A 26,908-nucleotide genomic window follows, 5' to 3' on the forward strand; every position below is an offset into this window, starting at 1 on the left:
ATTTGTAGAAAAAATTGAGACAGGTTTCCAAACAATTCGATAGGGGTTGCTGCTATCGGAATGCGCGCAATGGTGAGCATTGCCTGGGGGATGTAACCATGCTTTTGTTAATGTTTTTTAAGCGCGAGGCTTACCAGTTCTGCCGTGTTTTTTACATTCGTTTTCTTCATAATGCTGGCACGTTGGTTGGCCACCGTATTGGAGCTGATCTCGAATTTTTCGGCTATATCCTTGCTGCTCATTCCCTCAATGAGGCATTTCAGGATCTGCTGCTCGCGCGGGGTGAGCAGGTTCCATACCGATTTTCCTTCCAGCTCTTCCTGCGCCGGGGCGGGTTCGGGTGCCACGAGCAACTGTTTCATCAGTTTTTTGATGATAATGGAAGAGGCATAAGGTGGAAAATACAGCTCACCTTTTGCAATGGCGCGGATCGCCAGAAGCATTTCGTCGCGGCTCGCGTCTTTTTGCAGGTAGCCCGATGCGCCGCTTAATGCAGATGCTACAATATAATCTGCATTGTTGTGCATGCTGAAAACCAGTATTTTAACATTCGGGAATGCGGGTACGATCTGTTTGATCACGTCCAGGCCGGGTACGCGCGGCATGGTCAGGTCAAGCAAAATCACGTCCGGATTCACTTTTTCCACCATATCCCACACTTCGTCACCGTCGGCTGCTTCGCCTGCAATCAGCAGGTCTTCTTCATCTTCGAGCAGGGTGATAATTCCCTGCCTGACAACCGAGTGGTCGTCGACAACCAAAATCCGTATACGCATTCTGCTTTAAAAAGGAGTGACAGTTCATAGTTCGACTTCCAGGACGAGCCTGGTGCCACCGTCGATTTTGGAGGAGATATTCAATCTGGCATTGAGCAGCTGGCTCCTTGTGCGGATATTTTCCATTCCATTGCCGGAAGTCGAAAACCCGCCCTCTGTTTTCAGCTGATCCATTTCAAAACCCTTCCCATCGTCGGCGATCTCCAAAATAATACGATTACTGCTCTGTTCCAATTTAATCTTAATGCGATCAGCCCCGGCGTGCTTGATCGCATTGTTAAGTGCTTCCTGTGCGATCCGGTACAGGCTCGTTTCCATAATGCCGCTTATAGCGATTCTTGAACTGGTATCTCCTTCAAAATCAACCCGCACACCGGCAATTTCGGCTGTCTGGTCACAAAGCAGTTTCAATGCGGCAGCAAGTCCGAAATCATTCAGTACCGAAGGCATCAGATTGAAAGATACCTGTCGCGTAGTCTGGATAATGTCCTGCACGAGCGCCACAAGCTTTTCGAACTGCCGCTTGTGTTTTTCATCATGAAACTGCACCGATTTGAGCTTTTCAGCATGCAATTTGAGCCCGGTCAGCATTTGCCCAATCCCGTCGTGCAGTTCCAGTGCAAACCGTTTACGTTCTTCTTCCTGTCCTTCAATCAGCGAAGCTGCTCTGATCTGGTTTTCTGCCAGTTTCATCTGGTACTTCTCTTCTTCGACGCGCAACAACTCATTTTGTGCTTCCAAGAGCTGTAAATTGGCTTGTTTCAGTTTTTGGTTAGAAAGCTGCAATGCATTCTCAGACTCGGTCAGCATTCTTACAACACGCCGGGTTGTATTTACCACCGGCCTGAAAATCAGCAATCCCTCAGCCAGCAGTACCAGAATGGTCATGATATCCAGGATCCATTCTATCCTTTCCAGGTTTTCCAGCCGCTCGAAACTTTCGCGGTCAAACTGGAAAACGATCTTGTCCATTTTGGCAAGAAAGCGGGGTTCATTCTCTAAAATGGTTTGTAATCCCTGCTCGCTGGCCTGGGTCGAGGTATCACGCTCAATGATTAGAAACTGCGTGTACATTTCGTCAAATACCGGTTCGAGCTCGGTGAACATCTGATCCAGTAGCGGACTTTTCCAGGTTACAAACCCGTCCTCGACGGCCAGTCTCCGGTTTGCAAGATTTTCGTGACTTGTTTTCCAGAGATCCAGCAGTTCCGAAAAACGGGCCGAGTCCCTGTGCGCTGTACCGCTGATTTTGAGCAATGCAAGCTTCGTCAGGCGCTGGCTTAACATCCGCTGGCGCCCCGCCACATTTACTACCCGACTGTCGTGGTTGAGGTTACTAATTGTTTTTCTGATCAGGAATAAGCCGCTGAGCGTCAGTAATGCAACTACGCATAATGCGACCACATAAAACCTTGTCAGACTACCTGCTACCCGTTTGTCGAGTCTATCCATTTGCTCATATTCCGATATATACCAGGTTTTCTTTCACCATCACCGGAAAGGTTTTGATTTGATAAGCATCGTCATTGAGGCAATGCCCGGTTTGCAATGAAAAGGTTTTTTTGTGAAAAGGACAAGCCACTTTCGGTTCACCATCCTGGCTCCCGATCATCCCGCGCGCCACGGCCATTTGCTGCCGGTGCGGACATTCATTATCTGTGGCGTACCATTCGCCTCTTCTTGCGAAATTAAATATAGCGATTTGTTTCCCGTCAATCAGCGCACAACCGCCGCCATCTTCCGGTATATCGCTCACTTGACAGGCTACATGCCAGGTTACTGTTGTTTCAGTTTCCATGAAATGAATGTTTTTGATTGTTAGAATATTTGGGGCCTAGAAGCTATTGGCTGTTAGCTGTTAGCTTTCAGGTTTTTCTGATTTAATTAAAAGGTCTCTCAATACCAGCAGGCAGTCGCCAATAGCTAACAGCTAACAGCTAAAAGCTCCCTAAACCCACTCCTTCGCTCTTTTCTGTTCCCTCATTTCTTCAAACTGAACCGATGGATCTTTTGCCGGGGTGTTTACGAAGTGGGAGAAACGTTTGCGTAGTTCGGGGCTTTCTACTACTTCTTTCCATTCGCATTGATATACGTCGATCAGTTGCTGGAGTTCGCTTTCAAGTTCAGCGGCAATGCTAAGTACGTCGTCGACTACCACTGCTTTGAGGTATGACAATCCGCCCTCCATTTTGTTTAGCCAGGTCGCAGTGCGGGTAAGTGGGTCGGCGGTTTTGATATAAAACATTAAAAAGCGATCAATCAGGCGCAGGCAGGTTTCTTTGTCTACATCGGTAGCGAGCAGCTGTGCGTGCTGCGGTTTTGATCCTCCATTGCCGCATACGTACAAATTCCAGCCTTTTTCAGTTGCTATGATCCCAAAATCTTTACTCTGCGCCTCGGCACATTCCCGGATGCAGCCCGAGACTGCCGATTTGAGTTTATGCGGCGATCGCAGCCCTTTATATCTATTTTCTACTTCAATGGCGAAACTCACAGAATCCTGAACTCCAAACCGGCACCAGGTTGAACCCACACAGCTTTTTACGGTTCGCAGCGATTTTCCGTAAGCGTGACCGCTCTCAAAACCTGCCCCGATGAGCTCTTCCCAGATCAGCGGCAGGTCGCCTAGGTGCGCGCCGAACATATCAATGCGCTGGCCGCCGGTGATTTTGGTATACATACCATATTTCTGAGCTACCTGGCCGATCACGATCAGTTTCTCCGGCGTTATCTCGCCGCCTGGAATCCGCGGTACAACCGAGTAAGTTCCTCCTTTTTGAATGTTGGCTAAAAAGCGGTCGTTTGAATCCTGGATAGGTGCGCGGTCTTTTTGAAGGATATTTTCATTCCATAAACTAGCGAGCAGGGAAGCGACCAGCGGCTTGCAGGTTTCGCAGCCGTCACCTTTTCCGAAGGTATCCAGAACTGTATTGTAGGTTTTCAGCCCATTCATCTTGACAAGATCAAGCAACTCCTGTCTTGAATAATCAAAATGCTCGCAAACTACATTCCGGATGTAAACGCCATTTAGCTTCAATGTGCCTGCGATAATATCCTTGACCATCGGAATACAGCCGCCACAGCCGGTACCCGCTTTGCAGGATTTTTTTATTGCTTCTATATTCCGGTGGCCTTTTTCATTAACCTCCTGGCAGATCATCCCTTTCGTCACAGCCTCGCAGGAGCAAATCAATGCATCGTCGGGGAAGCTCATCACGCCCGCGCCTGTTTCTTCTCCGCCTCTTGATCCTAAAATCAGATCTTCGGAATCGGGAGGTAGTATTGTTTTGTTTTTACAGGTTTGCAAAAGCATATTGTACTGCTCCGCATCACCGACGAGAATCCCTCCAAGCAGCGATTTTCCGTCTAGACTTACATTGATTCGCTTGTAAATGCCTTTTGCCTTGTTTTCATAACGCACGGTAGTACAAGCGGGCTCTTCTATAAACGGATCGCCGAAACTGGCAACGTCTGTGCCGATCAGTTTGAGCTTCGTGGACATATCGAATGGAAGAAACTCCTTTTCTCCGCCTGTAATCTGCGTCGCAACCACATCAGCCATTTCATATCCCGGCGCGATCAATCCGTAAATCATGTGATGTGCCAGCGCGCATTCGCCGATTGCAAAAATGAATGGATCGGAAGTTTGCAGTTGGTTGTTCACCACGATCCCGCCTCTCGGATGTGTTTCCAGCCCTGCTATTTTAGCCAGTTCGTCGCGCGGCCTGATTCCCGCGGAAATCACCAGCATATCAACTTCCAGAAAAGACTGATCGGCAAACTGCATTCCTTCAATGCAATCACCGCCTTTGATCTCCTGCGTGTTTTTCGATAAATGTATATGTAACCCAAGCGATTCGAGCTGGTTTTGCAACATCCGCGAGCCAGCATCGTCGATCTGCCTCGGCATAAGGCGTGACGCAAATTCCACTACATGCGCTTCCTGCAAACCCAGGTCAAGCAAAGCTTTGGCAGCTTCAAGTCCCAGTAACCCGCCTCCAATCACGGCGCCTCTTTTTGCTTTGCGCGCATAGGTCTGGATCAGTTCGAGGTCTTCAATGGTACGGTATACAAAAACGCCATCTTTCTCGACCCCCGGAATAGTGGGTACAAATGCGCCGGAGCCGGTCGCCATAACCAGGTAGTCATAATGCACTACATGTCCATGGTGTGAACGCACGAGCTTACTATCTCTGTCGATATCCACTACCGGGTCGGACAGATACAGTGTAATTCCATTGTCAGTATACCATTCTTCTTTGGCGAGGGTAAGGTCATCGGCAGACTTACCGGCAAATAATTCACTTAAATGTACGCGATCGTAGGCAACGCGAGGCTCTTCTCCGAATACTGTGAGCGCAATGTTCTGCCCTTCTTTCCGCTTCGACAATAGTTTTTCACAAAACTTAAAACCAACCATTCCGTTGCCGATTACTACAATTCTGATCTCCAATTCTTGTTTCATAGTAAATAGTAACTATCAATTTGTGAACCAATAAGTATTTTGTTGTACTATTTCAATTCCTTTGTAAAGTGTACTGGTATAAGTGCTTCCAAAATTAAATGGCTAATAGTCAATTTCCTAATTTTATATTTGCAATTATAGTCAAATACAAATATAAATTTTGGTCAAATGCTTGTTTTGTAAAATCTAGCTTCTAATTTTGATGCACCAATAACTATGATAAGTAACTACTACGCATAGTACATTTTTAATATTCACTCCTATGATACCAGCGAAAATGGAAGCAAAACTCACATTGGTAGGAGCCGGCCCGGGCGACGGAGAGCTGATCACCCTAAAAGGGGTCAGAGCACTTGAAAAGGCAGATGTAGTATTGTATGACGAGCTCGCCTGCAATACGCTGCTCGATTTTGCGCCAGCACACGCCATGAAAATTTACGTAGGCAAAAAAGTGGGAGAAACATCGTTCACCCAGGATGAGATCAACGGTTTGATCGTTCGTCTCGCCCGAAAGAAAGGTCACGTTGTTCGTTTAAAAGGTGGCGACCCATTTGTGTTCGGTCGTGGCCACGAAGAAATGCAGTATGCACGTGACTACGGAATTGCGGTCGAAGTGATCCCAGGTGTGTCCAGCAGCATTGCGGTACCTGCTTCCATGGAAATACCGGTAACCCGCCGGGGCGTGAGCGAGAGCTTCTGGGTGATTACGGGAACTACACAGGACGGGACTTTGTCCGACGACCTGCGCCTGGCAGTACAATCGAAAGCGACGGTGGTGGTTTTAATGGGATTGAACAAACTGAATGAGATCTGTGAGCTGTATAAACATTTCGGTCGTGGACACTTACCAATGGCGGTAATCCAGAATGGTACCCGGCCAGATGAAAAAAGTGTAATCGGGCAGGTTTGGGAAATGCCTGAGCTGGTGCGCGAGCACGGAATAGGCACGCCCGCGATTATGATGATGGGTGAAGTAGTCGCGCTACACCCCTCTTATGCATACGAATACCTGCAACACGCCGGGATATCCTGTTAACAACCACCTCCAACCTTTCACCGGGATGAAAAGAACTTTATTCCTATTCATTGCAGGATTATCAGCCTGCGGTTTACTGATATGCGCCAATGCGAATGCACAGTTCACATTATCGGGCCAGTTCCGTACGCGCACCGAGCTGCTGCACGGACAGGGAAGTCCATTGTCCAAAAACGACAAAGCCGCTTTCTTTACATCCCAGCGCACGCGCCTGAATGCAGGTTATACGGGGTACCGCATGCAATTTTTCACCGCAGTTCAGGATGTGCGGGTCTGGGGACAGGATGCTTCTACCAATAACCGCATTACCAATCAGGCTGCAAACGGATTAATGCTCCACGAAGCCTGGGCACAGATTAGCTTGCTGGATACCGGACAGGCAAATGCGGGTAAAATGCTGGCGATCAAGATTGGGCGGCAGGAATTGCTGTACGACGACAGCCGGCTGCTCGGTAATCTCGACTGGCTGCAGCAAGCCAGGCGCCACGATGCGGTTTTGCTCAAATATGAAAACAAGAATTGGACAGCGCACATCGGGGTTGCGTATAACCAAAACCGTGAGGTTAAAAGCGGCACTTTGTACGATGGTGTTCCGGTGGGTTATCCGGCCGGTACCAATGCAATCGGGACGATGTATAAGTCAATGCAGTTTGTATATTTTGGTAAAAAGACAAAGAATGGAAAAGCTTCATTCCTGATTTTTAAAGACGATTTTCAGAAATATTCAAAGGATTCTACCGGAAAGAAAGAGCTGAGAAACGGTACCTGGAACCGCATTACAATCGGACCGTATTTTGAGACCAAGTTGGGTAAATACTGGAATCTAACCGCAAGCGCGCATTACCAGACAGGGAAAGACAAAGATGGGCTGTCGCTCGACGCATGGCTTTATTCGGTACGCGGCTTGTACAATGCAAACAGCCGTTTTGCAGTGGGCCCGGGCTTTGATTATACCTCGGGAAGTCAGGCAGGATCAGCCAAAAACCACACATTCGACCCGCTTTACGGAACGCCGCACAAGTTTTGGGGACAAATGGACTATTTCTATGCAGCCAATGGATTTGGCCGGGGCGGACTGAAAGACTTTTACATTAATACTTTAATTAAACCTGCTCCAAAGTGGCTGATACAGGCTGACCTGCACCAGTTTTCAAGCGCCGCGCCTATTCGGAATGCAGAGAACCAGAAGCTGTCGGCCAACTTCGGGAGCGAGCTGGATGTGATTGCCACTTACAGCCTGACCAATGCGATCAGCTTTCAGGCGGGTTACTGCACTTTTTTGCCGAGCAGCAGTTTGGCGGTTGTCAAGAACATTCCCAATCCTCAGAACATGGCCAACTGGGCTTATCTGATGATCAATATCAAACCGGAGTTTATCAAATAATTCCCCAAGTCAAATCTTCACCTTTCAACTCTTATTACGATGGAAACAACTCAGAAACCGCTCGAGAAGCTGAATGTATTTAGTTTCAAGGGTGTACAAATGCGTACTTTTCACCTGACCTGGATGGCGTTTTTTCTCTGCTTTTTCGGTTGGTTCGGTCTCGCACCTTTGATGCCGATTATCAAAAAAGACCTGGGTTTAAGTAAAGAAGAAATCGGAAACATCATCATCGCATCAGTAGCCGCGACAGTAGTTGCCCGCATTCTGATCGGGAAATTGTGTGATTCGTGGGGGCCGCGAAAAACCTATGCGGCTTTGATGGGCATCTGCTCCATTCCCGTGATGACAGTCGGGCTGGTGCATTCTTATGAATCGTTTTTGCTTTTCAGGCTGGCTATCGGGGTGATCGGCGCGTCGTTTGTGATCACGCAATACCATACTTCGGTGATGTTTGACAAGAAGATAGTAGGTACTGCCAATGCGGTGGCCGGAGGCTGGGGGAATCTAGGCGGTGGTATCACCAATATGGCAATGCCGCTTGTTTTCGGTTTTTTTATAAGTCTGGGTTACCTGCCTGAATCTGCCTGGCGCGTGGCGATGATCATTCCCGGCGCGGCTCTTTTCATTTTTGCATTCGTTTACTACTTCTTTACAAAAGATACTCCTGCGGGAAATTTCGAGGATCTGAATGTAACGGATACCAAGGCTGTGAAAGTAAAAGGTACTTTGGCAAAAGCAGCGAAAGACCCGCGCACCTGGGCGCTTTTTCTTGCGTACGGTGCCTGTTTTGGAATTGAGATCACCTTCGACAATGTAGCTGCACTTTATTTCTCCGAAAACTTCGACGCGTCGCTGGCTACTGCCGGGCTGCTCGCAGGTGCTTTCGGTTTTATGAACATTTTCGCCCGCGCTATCGGCGGGATTGTGGCTGATAAGGTTGGGAACAAGTACGGAATGCTTGGAAAAGGCAGGTTACTGGCTGCATTGTTGTGTCTCGAAGGCATCGGGATTGCGCTTTTTGCCCAGAGTAACAGTCTGACCGTAGCAGTAATTACCATGCTCGGCTTCGCGATGTTTCTCAAAATGGCCAATGGAGCTACCTATGCGATTGTTCCGTTTATCAACCGGAGAGCGATGGGGGCAGTGAGCGGGATCGTGGGTGCTGGTGGTAATGTAGGGGCGGTGCTTGCAGGTTTTCTTTTCAAATCCAGTTCTATTTCCTACTCGGATGCATTCATGTACATCGGCGGCGCTATCGCCTGTGTGGCCGCAGTAGTCGCGCTGGTCAATTTTGAAAAAACAGAATCCATCATATCAGAAAGCCTATCTCCATCCCCCTCTTCCGTTGGCTGAAGCCGACGGAAATGGATTGGGGCGATTGGCCTGGCGCTCGCTGCGCTGCGTTTGCAGGATGCGTTTGCGGGATGCTTGCCGCTCGCTGCGCTGCGGGAGTTCTATTCACCCGTTCCCCGTTGGCTAATTCACTAATTCATTCATTCATCGCACCGGCGACCCGGTCATTCACTCATTAAAAATTGAAACTAACATCCTACAAATCCACCTGCTGTTACTGTGGCGTTGGCTGCGGGGTGGTGGTTACCAAAGAAGCAAATGGCCGGCTTTCGCTGGAAGGGGACAAAACGCACCCTTCCAATAAAGGTATGCTCTGCTCCAAGGGAATGAACCTGCATTATACGGTAATGGACCAGTCGGACAGGCTGCTTTACCCGCAAATGCGGATGAACCGTTCGATGCCGATGCAGCGCGTGAGCTGGGACAATGCATTGGAGCGGACTGCGGCTGTTTTCAAAACATTTATCAAGAAATTCGGTCCGGATTCAGTCGCATTTTATGTTTCGGGTCAATGCTTGACAGAAGAATATTACCTGGTCAACAAGCTGATCAAAGGCTTTATAGGCTCCAATAACATCGATACCAATTCGCGGCTTTGCATGAGTTCGGCTGTCGTAGGTTATAAAATGTCGCTCGGGGAAGATAGTGTTCCTGTTTGCTACGACGATATTGAAGCGGCGGATGTGATGTACGTCACCGGCGCAAACCCGGCCTGGTGCCACCCGATTATCTGGCGGCGCGTGGAGGCGCACAAAGCTGCGAATCCTGGTGTAAGGCTCATTTGTGTTGATCCCCGAAAAACCGATACCGCCCGCTCTTCGGACCTGCATTTGCAGATCATACCGGGTACCGACATTGTTTTAAACCACGCAATTGGAAGGTTGCTGATCGAAAATGGCTATACTGATGATGATTTTATAACAAACCATACCGATGGTTTTGAAGCTTACCGCCAGAAGGTAATGCAGCGCACGCTCGCCGAATCTGCCGAGTTATGCGGGGTAGCCACGGAAGATATTGCACTCGCAGCCAAATGGATCGGAGAGTCTCAAGGGTTTCTTTCTTTCTGGACAATGGGGCTGAACCAGTCTGTGATTGGTGTTAATAAAAATCTTTCACTGATCAACCTGCATTTGATAACAGGCCGGATTGGGAAGGCGGGTAATGGACCATTTTCACTCACTGGTCAGCCGAATGCAATGGGCGGACGGGAGACGGGCGGTTTGGCGAACATTTTGCCCGGCCACCGGGAAGTGACCAACGCAGCTCACCGGCAGGAACTGGAAGATTTCTGGCAAACTCCGGTACAAATCGGCGCCAAACCCGGGTTGACCGCGACCGAAATGTTTGAGGCACTGGAAAACGATCAGCTGAAAGCGATCTGGATCATCAATACCAATCCGCTTGTGAGTATGCCGGATATGAATGCGGTGGAGAGCGCATTGAAAAAGGCGCGGTTTGTGGTGGTTCAGGATGTATCCAATCGTGCAGATACCGTGCAGTTTGCGGATGTGGTTTTGCCCGCTTCGGCCTGGCTTGAAAAAGAAGGCACAATGACGAATGCCGAAAGGCGCATTACCCACTTACCCAAGGTGGTCGACTCGCCGGGCGAAGCTTTGCCTGATGCTGAGATTATTTGGCGCTTTGCTGAAAAAATGGGTTTTGGCAGTTCTTTCAACTATGCCAATGCAGCTGAGGTTTACGATGAATACGTGAAAATCACAGCCGGGACGCATATCGACGTGACCGGGGTAAGCCACGATTTTTTACAAAAAAACAGAAGTGTACAGTGGCCGTTTTCATTGCAAACGCAGGAAAGTAATATAACTGCGGGCCAGCAGCGGCTTTTTAGTGATCATCAATTCTATACTCCAAACAAAAGAGCTCAGATCCACGCGGTAGACGATGAAAATGCATCAGAACCCATTGATGCGGATTTTCCATTGATATTGACCACCGGCCGGATCCGCGACCAGTGGCATACATTGACTAAAACGGGGAAGGTAGCGCGGCTTAACAAGCACATTCCCCAGCCATTTTTACAAATAAACCCGGCAGACGCGACACTGAGGAATATCGCGGAGGGACAACTGGTAATCGTGAAAGGCAGGAGAGGAGAGGTGCGCGTGAAAGCGCAGCTGACCGGCGATGTGCGACCCGGACTTTGTTTTCTGCCCATGCATTGGGGGAAGATTTTAGGAAGTAATGCAGTCAGGGCCAATAACCTGACCAATGCATTGGTAGATCCAAAATCGAAAGAGCCGGATTTTAAATTCTCGGCGGTTGAGGTCTCATTATACCAAAAACCTGTTGAAAAGATTATCATTATTGGAGCAGGTTCCGCCGGGCTGGGCTTTATCAATGCGTACCGAAAGTTGAATCAGGAAGATGAAATCCATGTTTTTTCAAAGGAAATTAATCCATTTTATAACCGGGTCATGTTGCCCGACTACATCAGCGGCGCGCAGCAGTGGCAACAGCTGGTCAGGTTGCGTGAGGATGAATTTGACTGTCAGCGCATTGTTGTCCACAAAGGAACCGGCATTGTTCACATTGATCGTAAAAACAAGACGATTATTGATGATAAAGGGCAGGAACATACTTACGATAAATTGATCCTTGGAACCGGCAGTCGCGCTTTTATGCCGAAAAGTGTGCCCAAGCTGCGCGGTATTTTTAATATGCGATCGCGCCCGGACGCAGATGCTTTGCTGCCGTTTTTAACACAGCCGGAGCCGCACGCGGTGATTGTTGGCGGAGGTATTCTGGGTTTGGAACTGGCTGCTTCTTTTCGCGAAATGAATGTAAAAGTGACCGTAATCCAGCGTAGCGGCCGTTTTATGGAGCGCCAACTCGATTCACTTGCAAGTGAGCTGCTCTATCAGGAGTTGCTTGACAGGGGAGTTGAAGTGTTTTTTAATGATGAAGTAGCCACATTTTCTGGCACTGAAAAAGTAGAAGGTATCCGGCTGAAATCGGGACGAAAGCTGGACTGTCAGGTGGTGGTGATGACAATGGGAACTGTGCCCAATATCGAGCTCGCTCAGGAAGCCGGCCTGGAATGCAAGCGTGGGGTGGTCGTAACTGATTATATGCAAACTTCCGATGCGGACATTTATGCCGCCGGTGAAATTGCGGAATGGAACGGAAGAATGTGGGGGATCACATTGGCTGCCGAAGAACAGGCCGGGGTAATTGCCGGTTTCCTGGCAGGAGATATTACGCAGCCTTACAAAGGAAGTATTTCGATGAATATCCTGAAAATGGAAGGCTTGCATTTGTGCAGCATCGGGCTCACGGAAGTGCCGCCAAATGATCCCGCTTATGAGCAAATTGTATTTACGGATCAATCCAAAAGGTATTACAAGAAATGCATTGTGTACCGTGACAAGCTGGTAGGCGCGATCATGATCGGGGATAAAAATGAGTTTGCCGAATTCCGTGACCTGATTGCAAGTGGTACGGAGCTTTCGGAAAAGCGTTTGCAGTTGCTCAGGGCGAGTAAGCCGGCCGATCCGCTGGTAGGAAAAGTGGTTTGCTCCTGCAACAATGTAGGTGAAGGAAATCTTGAAAACACCATTGTAAATGGTTGTGACGATTTTCAGGATTTATGTAAAAAGACCGGTGCTGGTACTGGCTGCGGCTCGTGCCGGCCCGAAGTGCGTGCTATCCTCGAAAGGGTAATGGAGCGCTCGCTGGTTGTTGCGCAGGAATGATCATGTTTACAATGAACGCGGTGAAAAGATGAGAGATTATTATCATGTAAAGATCAACCTGCCGGGCGGGATTGCCTCTCCGGGCTTTTTAAAGGAGGTTTTGCTGGCTGCCCGAGAAGCCAATGTACATAAAGTGCGTTTTGGCGCACGGCAGCAACTGCTGATGACTGTGCATTACGAAGAAATGCGTTTTTTGGAAAAAAACCTGAAAAATGCATCTGTCCGCTACGAGATAAATACCGATCGCAATCCGAACATCGTGAGCTCCTATTGCGGGGAGGATGTTTTCCGGACCGGGCAGTGGCTGCTTGCAAATGAATACCATTCGGTACTGGATTGTTTTGATTATCAGCCTGCATTGAAAGTCAATATCTCCGATTCAAACCAGAGTTTTACGCCATTTTTTACAGGTAACCTTAACTTCATTTCTTCGCCCGAGCCGCATTTTTGGTACTTATATGTACGTCCGAAACAGAGCAATGTGGTTTTCAGGTGGCGGGAGCTGGTTTATACGAATGAGATTGGAAAGGTTGCCAATGCAGTGGAAACCTGTTTGCTGGAAGAGGAGTTTGTAGATGAAGAAACTTTGTTCGCGTCCGTCAATGCGCGCATTCAATATATATCCCAGCCAGCGACAAATGAGGTTGAGCTGCCCTCATTTTCACTTCCTTACTACGAAGGTTTTAACCGCTACAAATCGCGGACTTGGCTGGGTTTATACCGGCGCGATGAATTGTTTTCTGTCGATTTTTTACTGGATGTTTGTGCGCTTTGCATGAAAACGAAGATCGGCGAAATATGCATTACGCCATGGAAGTCGCTGATTATAAAAGGGATTGAAGACCAGTACAGGGGCGATTGGAGCAGTATACTGGGTAAACACAATATCAATGTAAGGCACGCTGCTAACGAACTGGCGTGGCAAACGGAAGACCATCACGAAGAAGGTTCTGTACTCAAAAAGGAGCTGATCCAGTATTTCGACAAACACGATACACGCACTTTCGGACTTTGTTTCGGCATTCAAACGCGACCGAAATCAGAAGTATTTGGCTCGATATTGATAAAAAAACGTCCATTGCTACGAATCGGTCAGCTGGCGGTTTTCAGTCTGTACGACATTTATTATACCGAAAACTTCAACCCGAACAGTCGCCGACTCGTGGCTTTTGAAAAAGGTTTATACAGAATGCAGCTGGCTGTGCAGCTCGAAAAGCTCTGTCGCAGGTTTAGTAATCAACGCTCAAAACTCGGAATGCATCTCGCCTTTACTGCGGACGAAGAATTGCAGCAACAACCAGAGCAGGGTAAGGTACTTCACCAATGCCCGGACTGTTTCACAGTCTACGATCCGCAGTATGGCGACGAGCAGCAAAACATTGCACCAGATACACCTTTCGAGTCCCTTCCCGAAAGCTACTGTTGTGGGGTATGCGGAAGTGGGAAGGAGGAAATGGTGGAGGTTGTTTTGGAACTCAGCTAAAAATGAGAAGCGGCTTTGAAAATTGTTCAAAGCCGCTTCTCATTTTTGGTACCGGGGACGGGAATCGAACCCGTACGAGCGTTTCGGCTCACAGGATTTTAAGTCCTGCGTGTCTACCAGTTCCACCACCCCGGCCAGTGCCATAATTTTGTGATGGTACCTAAGAGAAAAAAAGCACCGTTTCCGGTGCTTTGCTCTCTGAGCGAAAGACGGGGTTCGAACCCGCGACCTCGACCTTGGCAAGGTCGCGCTCTACCAGCTGAGCTACTTTCGCGTAACCGATTCGGTTATCGTGGTGCAAATGTATGTACACGCACTATTTGACGCAAGTTTTTACAACAAATATTTAACAAAAAATCTGAGCAGACTAATTAACAAATTGTAAATCACGTACTATAACCCGTAAACTTTTTTTACTTACCTGAAATCTCTTCCATAAAGCTGGCGCGGTTTTATCAGGAAAAACTTTCAGATCGGCTTGTGGTTTTTGCCGTCCGTCCGTTTTCGACGATCCATTTCATATTTTGATTACCTTTATCCTTCTGAGTAGGCAATGCAGGCTGTGAAGGCCATTTTCAGTCGGATGTTGTCTCTAAGTCCAAAATACATAACAGCGTTTTTTCATGTTACTTTCCAACGAAGTATTGTTTTTCGCAGGTTTTATACTGGTTATTACCATTATGCTTCTTCTTGACCTGGGTGTTTTTTTCAACAGAAAAGACCATATAGTCAAGTTCAAGGAGGCTGCTGCGTGGACGATCGTGTGGATTGCCCTGGCAATGGGCTTTTACCTGATCATAAGAACGCACGGTGATCTCATTCATGGCGTAGACAACTACGCTCAGCTGGAAAGCATCAAAGATAAATACGCGCCTCACCTGACGCTGATTCCAGGCAATTTCGAGGCTAGTGTTGAAGTATACCGTAAAAACATGTCGCTGGAATTTATTACCGGCTACTTGCTCGAATATGCATTGTCTGTTGATAATATCTTCGTCATCATCCTGATCTTCGCGTCATTTGGTGTGCGGCCGAAGTACTATAAGAAAGTACTTTTGTGGGGTGTACTCGGCGCGATAGGAATGCGGTTCGTGTTTATTTTTGTGGGTTCCGCATTGATGCAGCGCTTTGAATGGATCATCCTTGTTTTTGGTGCATTGCTCGTTTATCAGGGTGGTAAGATATTTTTTGAGGGTGGAGAAGAAGAAAAGATCGATCCGGCCAAGCACCCTGTTGTAAAGTTTGCTTCCAAATACCTGCCTGTTTTTCCAAGATACGTAAGAGAGCATTTTTTTGTGAAGAAGAAGGGCAAATGGATGCTTACGCCACTGTTCGTTGTGGTACTGATCATTGAATTTACAGATTTGATATTTGCGGTCGATTCCGTTCCGGCGGTTTTCTCCGTTACAAAAGATCCATACGTCGTTTTCTTCTCCAACATTTTCGCAATCATGGGATTGCGTTCCATGTTCTTCTTCCTCAGCAACATTATGGGCCTGTTCCGATTCCTGAAATATGGTCTGGGCGTTCTGCTTGTATTTATTGGAGGGAAAATGCTGGCTCACAGCTACCTGGAATCGGTTGGCTTCGAAACGATCTATTCACTTTACGTGATCATCGGAATCCTTGCAATCAGTATCCTGGCTTCCGTTGTATTTCCGAAAAAGGACACGAACGAAGAGAAAGTACTTTCAAATAGCTAGCGTGCAGGATCGTTGAAGTATGTATGAAGCGGATTCTGAAAGCCTATTTAAAACGACTGACAAATTTAAGTACTAGGAATAAGTCACTGCTCCTCACGCATCTGGCAGCGGAGCAGTTTATTGATCTTCATGATACGGACTTTGTTCTTGAAAAACCTTCCATTGATCTGGTCAGACAGCTTGTGCAGCAAAAGGCTCGCATTGCTGTCTGCGACGTGGCCGATCCGCGTTACGAGAAGGTAAATCAAATCAGCAAACGGCTACGGAAGATCAGCAGGACCGAGCAGTTTATAGCCGAGGAACGGGGTTCACAGGATTTGTTTGTCGGCTATCCTTTTGTAAAGGGCAAGCTGTCAGACGGTACTTCCATTCACGCTCCGCTGTTGTTCTTTCCTGTTACGCTGAAAATGGACCGGGAACAATGGTGTTTGCAGTTGCGGGAAGAAGGCAATGTAGTCTTAAATCAAAGCTTCGCACTCGCTTACGCGCATTTCAACGAGACTTCCCTACCTGACGAAATTCTTGAAAAATCGTTTGAGGACTTTCCCAAAGATTTCCTGGAATTCAGGACCCAGCTTTACGAGTGGCTGAAAACAACGCCATTCCGTATCAACTTCAATCAGGAATTATTTGACGAAAAGCTCGTTGCATTCTCGGCGGAGAAAGCGTCGGAGCTGGATAACACTTGCCGGAACGGAGAGTTAAAGCTATACCCAGAGGCTGTTTTGGGTATTTTCCCGCAAGCGGGTTCTTACCTTGTGCCTGACTACAATGCGCTGATTACCGCTTTTGACGAGCAGCCGTTTTCTGTTCCATTGATTAATGCGGAAGAGGAAGGCTACACGGAAGATCAGGAAAATAACTTGTCTCTGGCGGCACAATCAAATGTGTCAAAAGTGAGGGAGGAAGAAATTCTGACGCCATTTCCGGTTGACGAAGCGCAGGAGGATATCATTTTACAGGTAAAAACGGGCAAATCGGTCGTGGTGCAGGGACCGCCGGGAAGTGGCAAGTCTCAGCTGATATGTAACCTGATGTCGGACTTCGCTTCCAGGGGAAAGCGGGTGCTGCTGGTTTGTCAGAAACGGGCTGCACTGGATGTGGTGCACCAGCGGCTCAAAACAATTGGAATGGACAGGTTTGTCGCATTGATCCATGATTTCAAAAATGACAGGGCGGCATTATACCGGCAAATCGCGGCGCAGATCGAGGACGTAGATGCATACCGGAAGGAGAATTATAGTCTCGATGCCGTTTTTCTTGAAAGACAGTTTACGCAGGAGAGCCGGGCTATCGACAAGACTGTCGCTGACCTGAATGCGTTTCGGGAAGCTTTGTTTGATGAGACTGAATGCGGTGTAAGTATCAAGGAACTATATCTTACCAGCGACCAGCGCGCGCCGCATACCGACTTGCTTGCGCATTACAGACATTTCAGAATTGACCAATGGGACGATTTCCGGAGGCGCTTAAAAACATATTTCGACTATACCATTCACATTACTGCCGCCCACGACTGGGCTGAGCGCAGGGATTTCGCGGGATTTGGGCTTGCGGAGTTAAGGAGAATGGAACAAATGCTGGATGAAATCCCGGCTGTTTTTTTGAGACAGAAAGACAAATTTCAGCAGCTTACCAGTGCGCATTTTTCAATTGATTTTTGTCAAAACCGTACTGAGGCGCTTGGTCGGCTTCGGGATATTACTGCGTTGATCCACAATAACGAAAGCTGGTCTTTATTAAAGCAGTACCTTTCATCAGCACACAATGCACATGAGCGGCTCGCTTTCGTAAGGCAGACTGCCGATGCACTTGACGGATTTTTGCAGGAAGAGGGCATTGAATTTTCGCTGAATAAAACGGAGCTCGTTACTTTTTCTCAATCTCTGAACAAGGCATTGGAATCCAAGGGGTCGGCATTGACCGGCTTTTTCTGGGGAATATTCAGCAAAGAAAAAAAGGAAATCGAGAGGGTTGCCACTGCCAATGGACTTTCACTTGAAATTGCAGACCTGAGAAAGTTGCAGGTGCAGATTAGGAACAGACAGGAAGTGGAGGGGTGGTTGTCGCAGGCAAGTCTGCATTACAAAGAAAGCTCTGATACCCGAATGCAGCCGGATATCGCATTAACCCAATTTTTTAGAAATGCGGAGTCAGCTGCCGATGCTGTTGTGCGTTGTTCATTTCAGCCTTGGCAGGCGGTTTTGCATGCTATTATTACGAATGTAAATGACAAAAGCGAGTTCGACGCCATTCTCAAAGGATTGATCCAGTGGCTCGAAACCTGGGACAAAATGGAGCGTGAAATGCTGCCCTTTTTACTGCCCTCACAAATTGGCAAATTGATCAGTGAGCCAGCGTATGCAATTCGCCTACGTGCTTCTCTAACCAGAGACTTTGACTCGCTGGTTGATATGGACCGGCTTTTTAAGGAAATGACAAGCTCCGAGCAGTCCGTAGCCAAAAGCGTGCGTGTCGAAAGCAGCAAATCCGGATTAGCAAATACGGAAGCGATGATGGGCCTGTTTGAAAATAGCATCAAACTTGCCTGGATTGAACATATTGAGTCAAAATACCCGCAGCTGCGGGCTGTTACTTCGCTGAAAATGGCGCAATGGGAGGATCAGCTTCAAGCCAGTATTCAACGCAAACAAAAGCTGAGCGTAGCTATCAATAGTATCAAGCTGCGTGAAGGTACTTACGAAGATATTGCGAAAAACCGGCTGGGAAATACGGTTACCTATCGCGAACTGGCGCATCAGGTAACCAAAAAACGCAAGATTTGGCCTATCCGAAAGGTGTTGGAAAGTTATTCGGAGGAGGTTTTCTCGCTGGTACCTTGCTGGCTCGCCTCGCCGGAGTCTGTATCTGCCATTTTCCCGATGCAGCAGGCGCTTTTTGACCTGGTTATATTTGATGAAGCTTCACAATGCTACGCCGAATATGGTCTCCCGGCGGCATTCAGAGGGAAGCAGCTGGTTGTAACGGGTGACGATAAACAGCTGTCGCCAAGTGACTTGTATAAGGTCAGGTATGAGGATAGGGGAGAGGAAGATGATGAATATGTTGCTGCCCGAGAGATCGAATCGTTGCTGGATCTGGCAGCACAGTCGCTGGAACAGTATCAGCTTACCGGGCATTACCGCAGCCAGTCACTTGATCTGATCGACTTTTCTAACCGCCAATTTTATAAAAACAGCCTTCGGCTGCTGCCCGATTTCAGTCACATCAATGCAGGTAGAGCCGGGATCCAGTACATTAAAACCGAAGGTATCTGGAAACAGAATACGAATGCAGTTGAGGTGGAAAGAGTGGTGGAGTTGGTCAAAGAGCTGATTCCCGAAGGCAAAAGCATTGGTATCGTTACATTCAATTTCTACCAGCAAGCGGCGATCCAGGATAGTCTGGAAAAGGAAAGTATGCTGCCACCCGATCTTTTTGTAAAGAATATAGAAAACGTACAGGGCGACGAAAGGGACATTATCATTTTCTCCATGGGCTATGCGCCTGATGAAAGAGGCAGGCTCTCCATGCAATTCGGAAGCCTGAATATGCAGGGAGGCGAAAATAGGCTGAATGTGGCAGTTACCCGTGCCCGGGAGCGTATTTATTTTGTAACAAGCTTGTGGCCGGCCCAAATGCAGACGGACCATACTGCAAATGCAGGCCCCAAAATGTTAAAAGCATACCTGGAATATGCGCTGGAAGTATCACAGGGTAAATTCCAGCCCGTTCCCGTGAGTGCAAAGCAATTCAGGACAGACTGGCTGCTGAAAGAACGTTTAACGAGACTGCGGCCAGACTATAGAAAAGAACTTCCGTTCGGCGATGTGACAATAAAAGAAGAAGGGGTTTATAAGGGCTTGATCCTGACTGACGACGATCTCTATCATGAGAGCAAATCGTCAAAGGAACCGCACGCTTACTTACCCCTCCTTTTGCGGCAGAAAAACTGGCCATTCAGGCGCATTTATAGCCGAGAGTACTGGTCTGGCAATTTGCCGGCAGACATATTATAGTTCTCTGATGCGGATGTTTCTGTAAGAAACCTGATCTCCGTGATCCTGCAAAGCAATTTTTCCTTTTGAAGCAGCACCAAATCCTTCCCAGGTTTTGAATTTGCTGTTTGCAACAAGCTTTTCCCATTCAGCGCCTTGTGTCGGAAAATCAACTACTTTCTTGCCATTTAACCAGCTTTCACCGCGACCACCTTTGATCACGATTTTCGCCTTGTTCCATTGTCCCGCAGGCTTTACAGCTTTGAAGTCGTTTGCAGGAAGCATATCATAAAGTGAACCGGATTTGTGGTTGCCTTCTTTGCCCGCTTTTGCATCAGGGTGTTTTACATCATCCAATACCTGGATTTCAGGGCCGGTAGAGTAGGGGCAGCAGTACTTCTTATCTTCGATCACGTGGTAAATAATACCGCTGTTGCCGCCTTCTGCAATTTTCCATTCGAGTTCAAGTTCAAAATCGCCGTATTCCTTGTCGGTAACGAGGTCTTTTCCGCCTTTTTCCGTCAGCACGATTGCATTGTCTTGTATTTTCCATTGCGGCAGCACTTCGTCTGACTGCCAGCTGTGCCAGCCTTTCAGTGATTTACCGTCAAACAGGGTTTCCCATTTGCCTTTATTTTGCGCTTCTGCATGGTTAGTAGTAGAAGCGAAAGCGATCAATGCGATCAGGGATGCTCTGCTGAAAGCTTTCCAATTCTTGCTTGTCATGTTTTCTCTGTTAAAATTTAGATCGCAATATTAAGTACTTTTCGGTTTTTAAATACTTATTTCAAACGAAAGTTCGGCTGCCAAAGTAGGTATCCTGACCTGATTTTTTTTAAACTGATAACGATGGCTTCTATATTTTCAAGAATAGTTAACGGAGAAATCCCGGCTCACAAAATTGCGGAAAATGATGATTTTCTGGCCTTCCTTGATGCATTCCCGATTGCAAAGGGGCACACTTTGGTGATACCTAAAAAAGAAATTGATTACCTGTTTGATCTGGATGATGCTACGTATACGGGTTTGCTGCTGTTTGCAAAGAACATCGCGCCTGCATTGGAGAAAGCAGTCCCCTGTCTCCGCATTGGTGTGAGCGTAATCGGCCTTGAAGTGCCGCACGTACATATCCACCTGATTCCGCTGAACAGTATGTCAGACGCTGATTTCTCTAAAAAAATCAGCATTTCACAGGAAGAGCTGGCGAGCCTGGCTTCGCAGATCCGCGAAAAGCTTTAAAGAACGATCAGTAAAAGGAGAAGTTTTTCCGCAAGCCCAGGGTAAAACCGTGCGTTTTGCGATACAAATCCCCTATATCCGTCGCGTATGCTCCTTTGACCGTGAGCCCGCCAAGTACATCAAGCTGCGTTTGCAGTGCAATGTACCCGGAGAATTGTTTGGGGATATCCAGGAAACGCCAACCGTACGTGCCGTAATTGTGAGAGTACGAGAACTTGGTCTGCCATTCTACTTTACGGAACAATGTCCCACGCAGGCCGAGGTGATAAAGTAATACCCTGTTATTGCTTGTGAAATTATCTGCGTACTGTGGATACTTCCAGATCGTCTGGGAAGTAGGGGGAATAAAGGGGGTCCCGATTGTTCGGTCATAGTAGGACCAACCGTCGCGGACTTGCTGGTTATTGAAATAATCGTCGTGCCCCCGCTGCTTGCCGTCGCCCAGAACAAATACATCGCCTCCCTGGCTCTTGGTATAAAGCATTTCCAATACTCCCTCGGTAATTTCGAAATTAGCGCCGTAGGTGTTCTTCTTGCGCAACCTGATTCCGTATAAACCGTCATTCAGCGTAGTGAGATAGAATAGGGAGCCGTCTTCAAATACGAATTGTCGGTAGAGAAATATGCTCATTCCATAAGTCTCGATCTCCATTGCGGCATCAATGGAGCCCAGGTGGTTACCAACGCGATTGGTACTGTCAAAATGGGTGACATCATCGCCGGAGCCTCCGATCGAGCCTGTTACCGCACGAATGTAATTGGCAAATCCATCGGGGAGCTTGCCGTTTTCAGCTGTTAAATGTTTTGATCTGCCTCCCCACTGCACCTGATGATTGAATCCTCCGTACAGCTTTAAAGTAGAATGTGGTTTTCCAATCCGGAGGTAAAATGATTTTTGATGCAGCTTCAAACCGCTGGTAACCGGCCTGCCTTTCTCAAACAGACCGTCCGCATAAAATGCCTGGAAGGAGATCCACTTCTTCGTAAAAGGGATCGGGACAAAGCGCGAGGTACCCAGGATGATTTTCGGGATCGGCATTGCATTGCCTGACCATGAATAGGAGCCGGAGCCAATCGTGGTGTCAGCCAGGCCGATCCACTGCTTTTTTCGACCGACAGATAATTCCCAGTTCTTGAATTTCAGTGTAGCATGGAGTTGCGGGAGAAGTACTTTCGAATTTTCGCCTACGTTTGCTACTCCTTCTATTCCGCCGCCTACTCGCCAGACATTCCTGCCAGTGTTCTCGGAAAGCGGCCAGTATGTTTCAATTCCAAACCTGGCGGTACCTGCCGGGCCGGTCACCGGTACGGTTCCAAACTGGTTTGCATGCATCCAGAAAGGAGTATGTCCATTGTTACTTCCCATTCCCGACACTTCTAGGTAGTTGATTGTCGAGTCTGTATATATTTCAGGTTGTTTGTCGTACTGCGAAAATCCGATCGAAGGTATAAGCAGCAAAAGAAAATAGTAGTATTTCATATGTATACCCTCACACGCTCCGGAATGTGTATAATGCTTCCTTGGTCATAAAAATAAGTATAACTTTCAGGTTTTCATATTGCACTTCCGCAGGATGGCGTCTTCTAATCCAAAAAGCCGCTCTTGCGAAAGCCAATCATCAACCCGGTCGAATGCGCGTACAGGTCGCCGTAATCAGAGGCAACACTTGTAAAAACGCTGCTTCCGTTTAATACTTTCAGTCTTTTTTCAACACTTAACATGACTGATCCCTGCTGCTTAACGGATTCAAATGGGCTGATAAAAGAGCCGGAATTCCGTGAATATGTTCCTTTAAACGACCATTCCAAAGCAAGCCAGCTCGCAGTCACTCCGGTATGAAACGCCCACACGCGATTATTATTGGTAAATTCCGACCGGCTTCTCGGCAGGTCAGGCCTTGTTTGCGAGGCGGCAGGTATCAATGGAGTACCTATTCCACTACCGTAATACGACCACCCCCTGGCAAATAGATAGCTGTTATAATAGTTGCCTTTCTCGAAAATAACCAGTCCGGACAGCGGGTTCTTATTTGTCTGATTTTTAGTGCCTAACACTTCAAACAGAAAAGATCGGAACGCGAAATACTTGGCTCCTTTTGGTAAAGGTTTGAGCCGCTTCAAACTAATCCCGTTCAGACCGTCTGCGAGATTATTGACTTTGAAAAGCGAGCCGGTCTCGTAAATATTTTGTCTGTATAAAAAATAAGACCAGTCTTTACCTCTCCATTCACCCCCTATATCTACGGTGCCGAAGTGATTTCCGATTTTTCGGTAGTCAACAGTTTTTCCGATGACAGTGTAAAGGTATGCCTTGGGCGGACTGAGCTCCCGGAGCGGCATGGTCTCTGCCTCGCCGCCCCACATTGCCTGATGGTTCATGCCGAGGTATACTTTGTACTTGTCCTGCGGCTTACCTAATCTGAAATAGAGACTTTTCTGGTGAAAGTAAGATCTCGGAACGCGGTTGACGCTACCGTAATTGATTCTGCTCGATCCCAGGTAACCATCGGAGTATGCAAATTTGAGTGCGACAAAATTGTCTGTAAAGAACAGGGGCAAGTATTTTGGAATGGAAACCTGTATGCGCGGCATCGGGCGTGCATTGCCCGCCATTGCAAGCGAGCCGGAGCTCATTGTAGTGTCAATCAAACCGGACACCATTCTTTGTTGTCCGGCGAGAATTTCTACAATATTGAATTTGGCAGTGAGGTAAGCGTCGGAGAGGAACACGTTTCCGGCTTTCCCGTAGCTTGCGATCGCCTGTACACCGCCACTCCATTGGAAATTGCGTGGATTATTCGGGTTGTAAATTTTGTAAATACCTATATCAGCCAGGCCGAAGTTTCCATCCAGCGGAACACTTCCATGCTGATTGGCAAATTGCCAGAACGGAGTTTGAGCAGTGGCGCCGGCCGCCGATATGGTGCCTTTATAGTAAAGCGTGGAGTCTTGAGAATAGCCGCTTATAGCGAAGCAAAGAATACAAAGAATTAAGCAAATTCGGCGCTGACAAACTGGAACGGGCATTTAAGTATATAGAAGTTATTCCTCCGTTGATCAATTGATAATTCATCAAAGTTATCGGATAAAACCGGATTTTCTCCATCCGAGCAAAACAGCCGCACTATTCGGAAATAACTCTCCAAAATCAGCAGCGAGCATGATCGACAGACGGTTACTTTTACTAGCAAAAATCGGGCTCGAAATGTCGAGGAGCAGGGAAGTTTGCCGGATTGTTTTTGAAAATGGAATCGTGTATGTGCCGGAATTCAGCGAGTGGCTCCCTTTGAAGTTGAAAGTGACCTTGTTGAAAGAAGCGGAGATACCTGCATGATACGCCATAATCCGGTTGTTTGGAGTGAATGAAGCTGCGTTGTTTCTGAGTTCATTCTGCACCATCGATTGCGAAGGAATAAAGGGCGATCCCAGGCTCCGGCCTCGGTAAGACCAGCCCTGACTATAAACATAATGGTTGAAATAATTGTCGCGCCCGAAAGTACCGGTAGTGAAATCGAAGACCTCGCCGCCCTGGTTTTTTGTGTAAAGAAATTCAAGAAGTATCGTGTTGATGCGAAAGCCGCTTTTAGTTCCCGAAGTATTTCGTTTGAACCTGAGTCCATTCAGACCGTCTGCCAGGTTGGAGAGGTTACTCAGCGATCCGTCTTCGTAAATGCTCTGACGATAAAGAAAGAGGTTCCACTTATTGCCTTTCCAGTCAGCGGCCACGTCGATGGTCCCGAAATGATTACCTACGCGGCTGTCGGCCCAGGGCTTACCGAACACAACATAGCTATAAGCTTCCTGACGTTTGAGGCCGCCGGCAAAAATCTTGTCTTCGCCGCCCCACATGGCCTGGTGATTAAATCCTGCAAGAAGATTAAGCCGGTGCCTTTTGCCACCGAGCTTGATATAAAATGACTTCTGATGCAGGTAACTCTCTTCAATACGTCTGACATTTCCGAAGTGAACATCAGCGGGGCCAAAAATTCCGTCGGAATAAGAAAACTTGAATGAAAGGAAATCATTGTACGGGAGAATACTTACAAACCGGCGCGTGCGGAGCTCAATCTTAGGGTAGGGGCGGAAATTCGATGACATTGCTATTCCTCCCATCGTAAGCAGACTGTCGGATAGCCCCATGTATTCTTTACGCTGGCCAACACTTAGTTCAAATGGACCCGCGCTTCCGCCCATAAATAAATCTGAAAAGAACAGGTCCGGCTTCTTTCCGGCAACTGCGATCAGTTCTGCTCCGGCAGTCCATTGAAAAAGCCGCGGGTTACTGGGATTGTAGACCCTGTAAAACCCTGCATTGGCTAATCCAAAAGAACCGTCTTGAGGTACAGTGCCAAATTGATTTGCATGCATCCAAAAAGGTGTTTTGGATGTAGAGGCGGCACCTGATATTCCCAGGGAATAATAGAATGTAGAATCCTGGGAATATAATTTAGAGGAGCAGGCTGCTAACAGAAGCAGGCCTAGCAGTAAGTTCCTCATCAGAGTTGGTGTGAGAAGATGGAATAAAGTGACAGGCACTAACTACCTGCCCTTTTTTCCGAAAATCACAACTGCCGTAAGCAGGATTATTCTCAATTCGAGGAGCAACGTCCAGTTTTTAATGTAGTAAAGATCATACATCAACTTATGACGCGCATCGAAAACGCCGGCTCCATAAGAGTACATAACTTGTGCATACCCGGTAATACCTGGTTTGATGTTATGTCTCATATTATAATAAGGGATTGTTTCGTCAAATGTCTCCGTAAATACCTGACGTTCAGGCCGGGGACCGATCAATGAAAGATCCCTTCTGAAGATATTGATGATCTGGGGAAGCTCGTCGATGCGTGTTTGTCGCATAAACGAACCATAAGAGAATGTACGGGAATCATTCTTTTTAGAAAATGATGCGCCATTCTGCTCGGCATCGAGCCCCATAGACCTGAACTTGATACAGAAAAAAGACTGATTATTCATTCCAACCCGCTCCTGACGATAGAAGATAGGGCCGGGCGACTGCATTTTAATGCGGAAATAGCTTAGTATCCAAAGGGGGAATGTCAGAAGAAACAGGATGATCGAGATCGAAACATCAATGATCTTTTTAGGATATCTTACCCTTTTTCCAAATGTAGGCAGGGTAAGAAGATTCGGATTGATTTCTGATACATCATCCGGAATGTAGACCTTCTTAAGGATGCGCTCACAAAAGTCGTAAACGGTGTTAATTCGGATGGACTTATTCTTTCTTACTACCAGCTCATAAATAACCCTGTTTCGGCTGTCGTATTGGGGATTTGTAACAAGGTGTATTTTTTCAAATTTGTCTAGAAGCGGCCTGACTGTATGATTGAGCAGATAATCATCATCGGAACTGTGTGGTATCAGAATGATTTCCCTGTATTTCTTCAATAGGAGGGCTAAATCATATTTCTGGAGAAAGTAATCATAGCTGGTCACTATTAGAACTTCTTCTGAAACAGCGGTCTTACTCAGCAGGCGATGAATATACCGTTTTTCCGATATGTAAGTGTTATTCATATGTGTGTACCTGATTTATGTGATAGTGTCGTGTTCTTCAACAAGATGTGTTAGAGGTACAAGTTTAGCTATAAAAATCAAAAAACAGAAATGTACCTTGTTGTTTTTATTATATTCAGCTCTGTTGGTCAATTGCTTAGTGTCAGTTGTCAACCATTCTGCGAGAAACTAGTTTCGGTGTATTTCGCCAATTAATTTGAAGTTACTTACAAAA

General features: G+C 47.2%; 17 protein-coding genes and 2 tRNA genes. 8 read left to right on the top strand and 11 right to left on the bottom strand.

Features of this window, described 5'->3' with window-relative positions; all coding sequences use genetic code 11:
* Window positions 1-107 precede the first annotated feature (107 nt).
* The 4 genes from ASG33_RS04035 to nirB all read right to left on the bottom strand — a co-directional run bounded on the left by ASG33_RS04035 (window position 108) and on the right by nirB (window position 5,241).
* Window positions 108-776 (bottom strand): response regulator transcription factor, encoded by a 669-nt coding sequence (locus tag ASG33_RS04035; protein WP_056280629.1) that lies wholly within the window; start codon window positions 774-776, stop codon window positions 108-110.
* Between the two features lie 24 nt (window positions 777-800).
* A complete protein-coding gene (locus tag ASG33_RS04040) occupies window positions 801-2,228 on the bottom strand; it encodes an ATP-binding protein (protein ID WP_056280632.1) in 1,428 nt (475 codons plus the stop codon).
* A gap of 4 nt (window positions 2,229-2,232) precedes the next feature.
* Window positions 2,233-2,574 carry a nitrite reductase small subunit NirD gene (gene nirD / locus ASG33_RS04045; protein ID WP_056280635.1) on the bottom strand — a complete coding sequence of 114 codons (342 nt, stop codon included), beginning with the start codon at window positions 2,572-2,574 and terminating at the stop codon, window positions 2,233-2,235.
* Between the two features lie 150 nt (window positions 2,575-2,724).
* The gene (gene nirB / locus ASG33_RS04050; RefSeq protein ID WP_056280638.1) at window positions 2,725-5,241 is read right to left on the bottom strand and encodes a nitrite reductase large subunit NirB; all 2,517 of its coding nucleotides are present in this window, start codon (window positions 5,239-5,241) and stop codon (window positions 2,725-2,727) included.
* A gap of 277 nt (window positions 5,242-5,518) precedes the next feature.
* Between nirB and cobA the strand changes: the two genes are divergently transcribed.
* The 5 genes from cobA (at window position 5,519) to ASG33_RS04075 (ending at window position 14,213) form a co-directional block, all read left to right on the top strand.
* Window positions 5,519-6,277 carry a uroporphyrinogen-III C-methyltransferase gene (cobA, locus tag ASG33_RS04055; RefSeq protein ID WP_056280642.1) on the top strand — a complete coding sequence of 253 codons (759 nt, stop codon included), beginning with the start codon at window positions 5,519-5,521 and terminating at the stop codon, window positions 6,275-6,277.
* A 25-nt stretch (window positions 6,278-6,302) separates the two neighbouring features.
* Window positions 6,303-7,661: an alginate export family protein gene (locus ASG33_RS04060; protein ID WP_056280647.1), complete on the top strand. Its 1,359-nt coding sequence runs from the start codon at window positions 6,303-6,305 to the stop codon at window positions 7,659-7,661.
* 39 nt (window positions 7,662-7,700) lie between these two features.
* The gene (locus ASG33_RS04065) at window positions 7,701-9,014 is read left to right on the top strand and encodes a NarK family nitrate/nitrite MFS transporter (RefSeq protein ID WP_056280650.1); all 1,314 of its coding nucleotides are present in this window, start codon (window positions 7,701-7,703) and stop codon (window positions 9,012-9,014) included.
* Window positions 9,015-9,196: 182 nt separating this feature from the next.
* Complete coding sequence (locus ASG33_RS04070; protein ID WP_056280653.1) at window positions 9,197-12,730, top strand: nitrate reductase; 3,534 nt, start codon at window positions 9,197-9,199, stop codon at window positions 12,728-12,730.
* 28 nt (window positions 12,731-12,758) lie between these two features.
* The gene (locus ASG33_RS04075) at window positions 12,759-14,213 is read left to right on the top strand and encodes a rubredoxin (RefSeq protein WP_056280658.1); all 1,455 of its coding nucleotides are present in this window, start codon (window positions 12,759-12,761) and stop codon (window positions 14,211-14,213) included.
* A gap of 46 nt (window positions 14,214-14,259) precedes the next feature.
* Here ASG33_RS04075 and ASG33_RS04080 read toward each other — a convergent pair.
* Both ASG33_RS04080 and ASG33_RS04085 read right to left on the bottom strand, forming a co-directional pair.
* Window positions 14,260-14,348 (bottom strand) — tRNA-Leu (locus ASG33_RS04080).
* Window positions 14,349-14,414: 66 nt separating this feature from the next.
* A tRNA-Gly gene (locus ASG33_RS04085) sits at window positions 14,415-14,487 on the bottom strand.
* A 349-nt stretch (window positions 14,488-14,836) separates the two neighbouring features.
* Here ASG33_RS04085 and ASG33_RS04090 point away from each other — a divergent pair.
* Window positions 14,837-15,916: a TerC/Alx family metal homeostasis membrane protein gene (locus ASG33_RS04090; protein ID WP_056280662.1), complete on the top strand. Its 1,080-nt coding sequence runs from the start codon at window positions 14,837-14,839 to the stop codon at window positions 15,914-15,916.
* 23 nt (window positions 15,917-15,939) lie between these two features.
* Window positions 15,940-19,935 (top strand): AAA domain-containing protein, encoded by a 3,996-nt coding sequence (locus ASG33_RS04095; RefSeq protein ID WP_056280664.1) that lies wholly within the window; start codon window positions 15,940-15,942, stop codon window positions 19,933-19,935.
* Here the strand turns inward: ASG33_RS04095 and ASG33_RS04100 are convergent.
* Complete coding sequence (locus ASG33_RS04100) at window positions 19,930-20,640, bottom strand: DUF1080 domain-containing protein (protein ID WP_056280667.1); 711 nt, start codon at window positions 20,638-20,640, stop codon at window positions 19,930-19,932. The genes ASG33_RS04095 and ASG33_RS04100 overlap by 6 nt on opposite strands.
* 123 nt (window positions 20,641-20,763) lie before the next feature.
* On the opposite strand from ASG33_RS04100, the gene ASG33_RS04105 reads away from it, so the two are divergent.
* Window positions 20,764-21,153 (top strand): HIT family protein, encoded by a 390-nt coding sequence (locus ASG33_RS04105; RefSeq protein WP_056280672.1) that lies wholly within the window; start codon window positions 20,764-20,766, stop codon window positions 21,151-21,153.
* Window positions 21,154-21,160: 7 nt separating this feature from the next.
* Here ASG33_RS04105 and ASG33_RS04110 read toward each other — a convergent pair whose 3' ends face one another.
* The 4 genes from ASG33_RS04110 to ASG33_RS04125 form a co-directional block, all read right to left on the bottom strand.
* Window positions 21,161-22,633, bottom strand: coding sequence for a capsule assembly Wzi family protein (locus ASG33_RS04110; protein WP_229238552.1), 1,473 nt, complete (start codon window positions 22,631-22,633; stop codon window positions 21,161-21,163).
* Window positions 22,634-22,737: 104 nt separating this feature from the next.
* Window positions 22,738-24,180: a capsule assembly Wzi family protein gene (locus tag ASG33_RS04115; protein ID WP_056280676.1), complete on the bottom strand. Its 1,443-nt coding sequence runs from the start codon at window positions 24,178-24,180 to the stop codon at window positions 22,738-22,740.
* A 51-nt stretch (window positions 24,181-24,231) separates the two neighbouring features.
* Complete coding sequence (locus ASG33_RS04120) at window positions 24,232-25,521, bottom strand: capsule assembly Wzi family protein (RefSeq protein WP_229238553.1); 1,290 nt, start codon at window positions 25,519-25,521, stop codon at window positions 24,232-24,234.
* 171 nt (window positions 25,522-25,692) lie between these two features.
* A complete protein-coding gene (locus tag ASG33_RS04125) occupies window positions 25,693-26,694 on the bottom strand; it encodes a sugar transferase (RefSeq protein WP_056280684.1) in 1,002 nt (333 codons plus the stop codon).
* Window positions 26,695-26,908: the final 214 nt, after the last annotated feature.

The sequence above is a fragment of the Dyadobacter sp. Leaf189 genome (assembly GCF_001424405.1).
Classification (GTDB): domain Bacteria; phylum Bacteroidota; class Bacteroidia; order Cytophagales; family Spirosomataceae; genus Dyadobacter.

What these genes read in the sequence shown, in the direction of transcription:
- ASG33_RS04035 (WP_056280629.1), bottom strand. Translation starts at nt 776, where the DNA reads ATGCGTATACGGATTTTGGTTGTCGACGACCACTCGGTTGTCAGGCAG.
- ASG33_RS04040 (WP_056280632.1), bottom strand. Translation starts at nt 2,228, where the DNA reads ATGGATAGACTCGACAAACGGGTAGCAGGTAGTCTGACAAGGTTTTAT.
- nirD (WP_056280635.1), bottom strand. Translation starts at nt 2,574, where the DNA reads ATGGAAACTGAAACAACAGTAACCTGGCATGTAGCCTGTCAAGTGAGC.
- nirB (WP_056280638.1), bottom strand. Translation starts at nt 5,241, where the DNA reads ATGAAACAAGAATTGGAGATCAGAATTGTAGTAATCGGCAACGGAATG.
- cobA (WP_056280642.1), top strand. Translation starts at nt 5,519, where the DNA reads ATGGAAGCAAAACTCACATTGGTAGGAGCCGGCCCGGGCGACGGAGAG.
- ASG33_RS04060 (WP_056280647.1), top strand. Translation starts at nt 6,303, where the DNA reads ATGAAAAGAACTTTATTCCTATTCATTGCAGGATTATCAGCCTGCGGT.
- ASG33_RS04065 (WP_056280650.1), top strand. Translation starts at nt 7,701, where the DNA reads ATGGAAACAACTCAGAAACCGCTCGAGAAGCTGAATGTATTTAGTTTC.
- ASG33_RS04075 (WP_056280658.1), top strand. Translation starts at nt 12,759, where the DNA reads ATGAGAGATTATTATCATGTAAAGATCAACCTGCCGGGCGGGATTGCC.
- ASG33_RS04090 (WP_056280662.1), top strand. Translation starts at nt 14,837, where the DNA reads ATGTTACTTTCCAACGAAGTATTGTTTTTCGCAGGTTTTATACTGGTT.
- ASG33_RS04095 (WP_056280664.1), top strand. Translation starts at nt 15,940, where the DNA reads ATGAAGCGGATTCTGAAAGCCTATTTAAAACGACTGACAAATTTAAGT.
- ASG33_RS04100 (WP_056280667.1), bottom strand. Translation starts at nt 20,640, where the DNA reads ATGACAAGCAAGAATTGGAAAGCTTTCAGCAGAGCATCCCTGATCGCA.
- ASG33_RS04105 (WP_056280672.1), top strand. Translation starts at nt 20,764, where the DNA reads ATGGCTTCTATATTTTCAAGAATAGTTAACGGAGAAATCCCGGCTCAC.
- ASG33_RS04110 (WP_229238552.1), bottom strand. Translation starts at nt 22,633, where the DNA reads ATGAAATACTACTATTTTCTTTTGCTGCTTATACCTTCGATCGGATTT.
- ASG33_RS04115 (WP_056280676.1), bottom strand. Translation starts at nt 24,180, where the DNA reads ATGCCCGTTCCAGTTTGTCAGCGCCGAATTTGCTTAATTCTTTGTATT.
- ASG33_RS04120 (WP_229238553.1), bottom strand. Translation starts at nt 25,521, where the DNA reads ATGCATGCAAATCAATTTGGCACTGTACCTCAAGACGGTTCTTTTGGA.
- ASG33_RS04125 (WP_056280684.1), bottom strand. Translation starts at nt 26,694, where the DNA reads ATGAATAACACTTACATATCGGAAAAACGGTATATTCATCGCCTGCTG.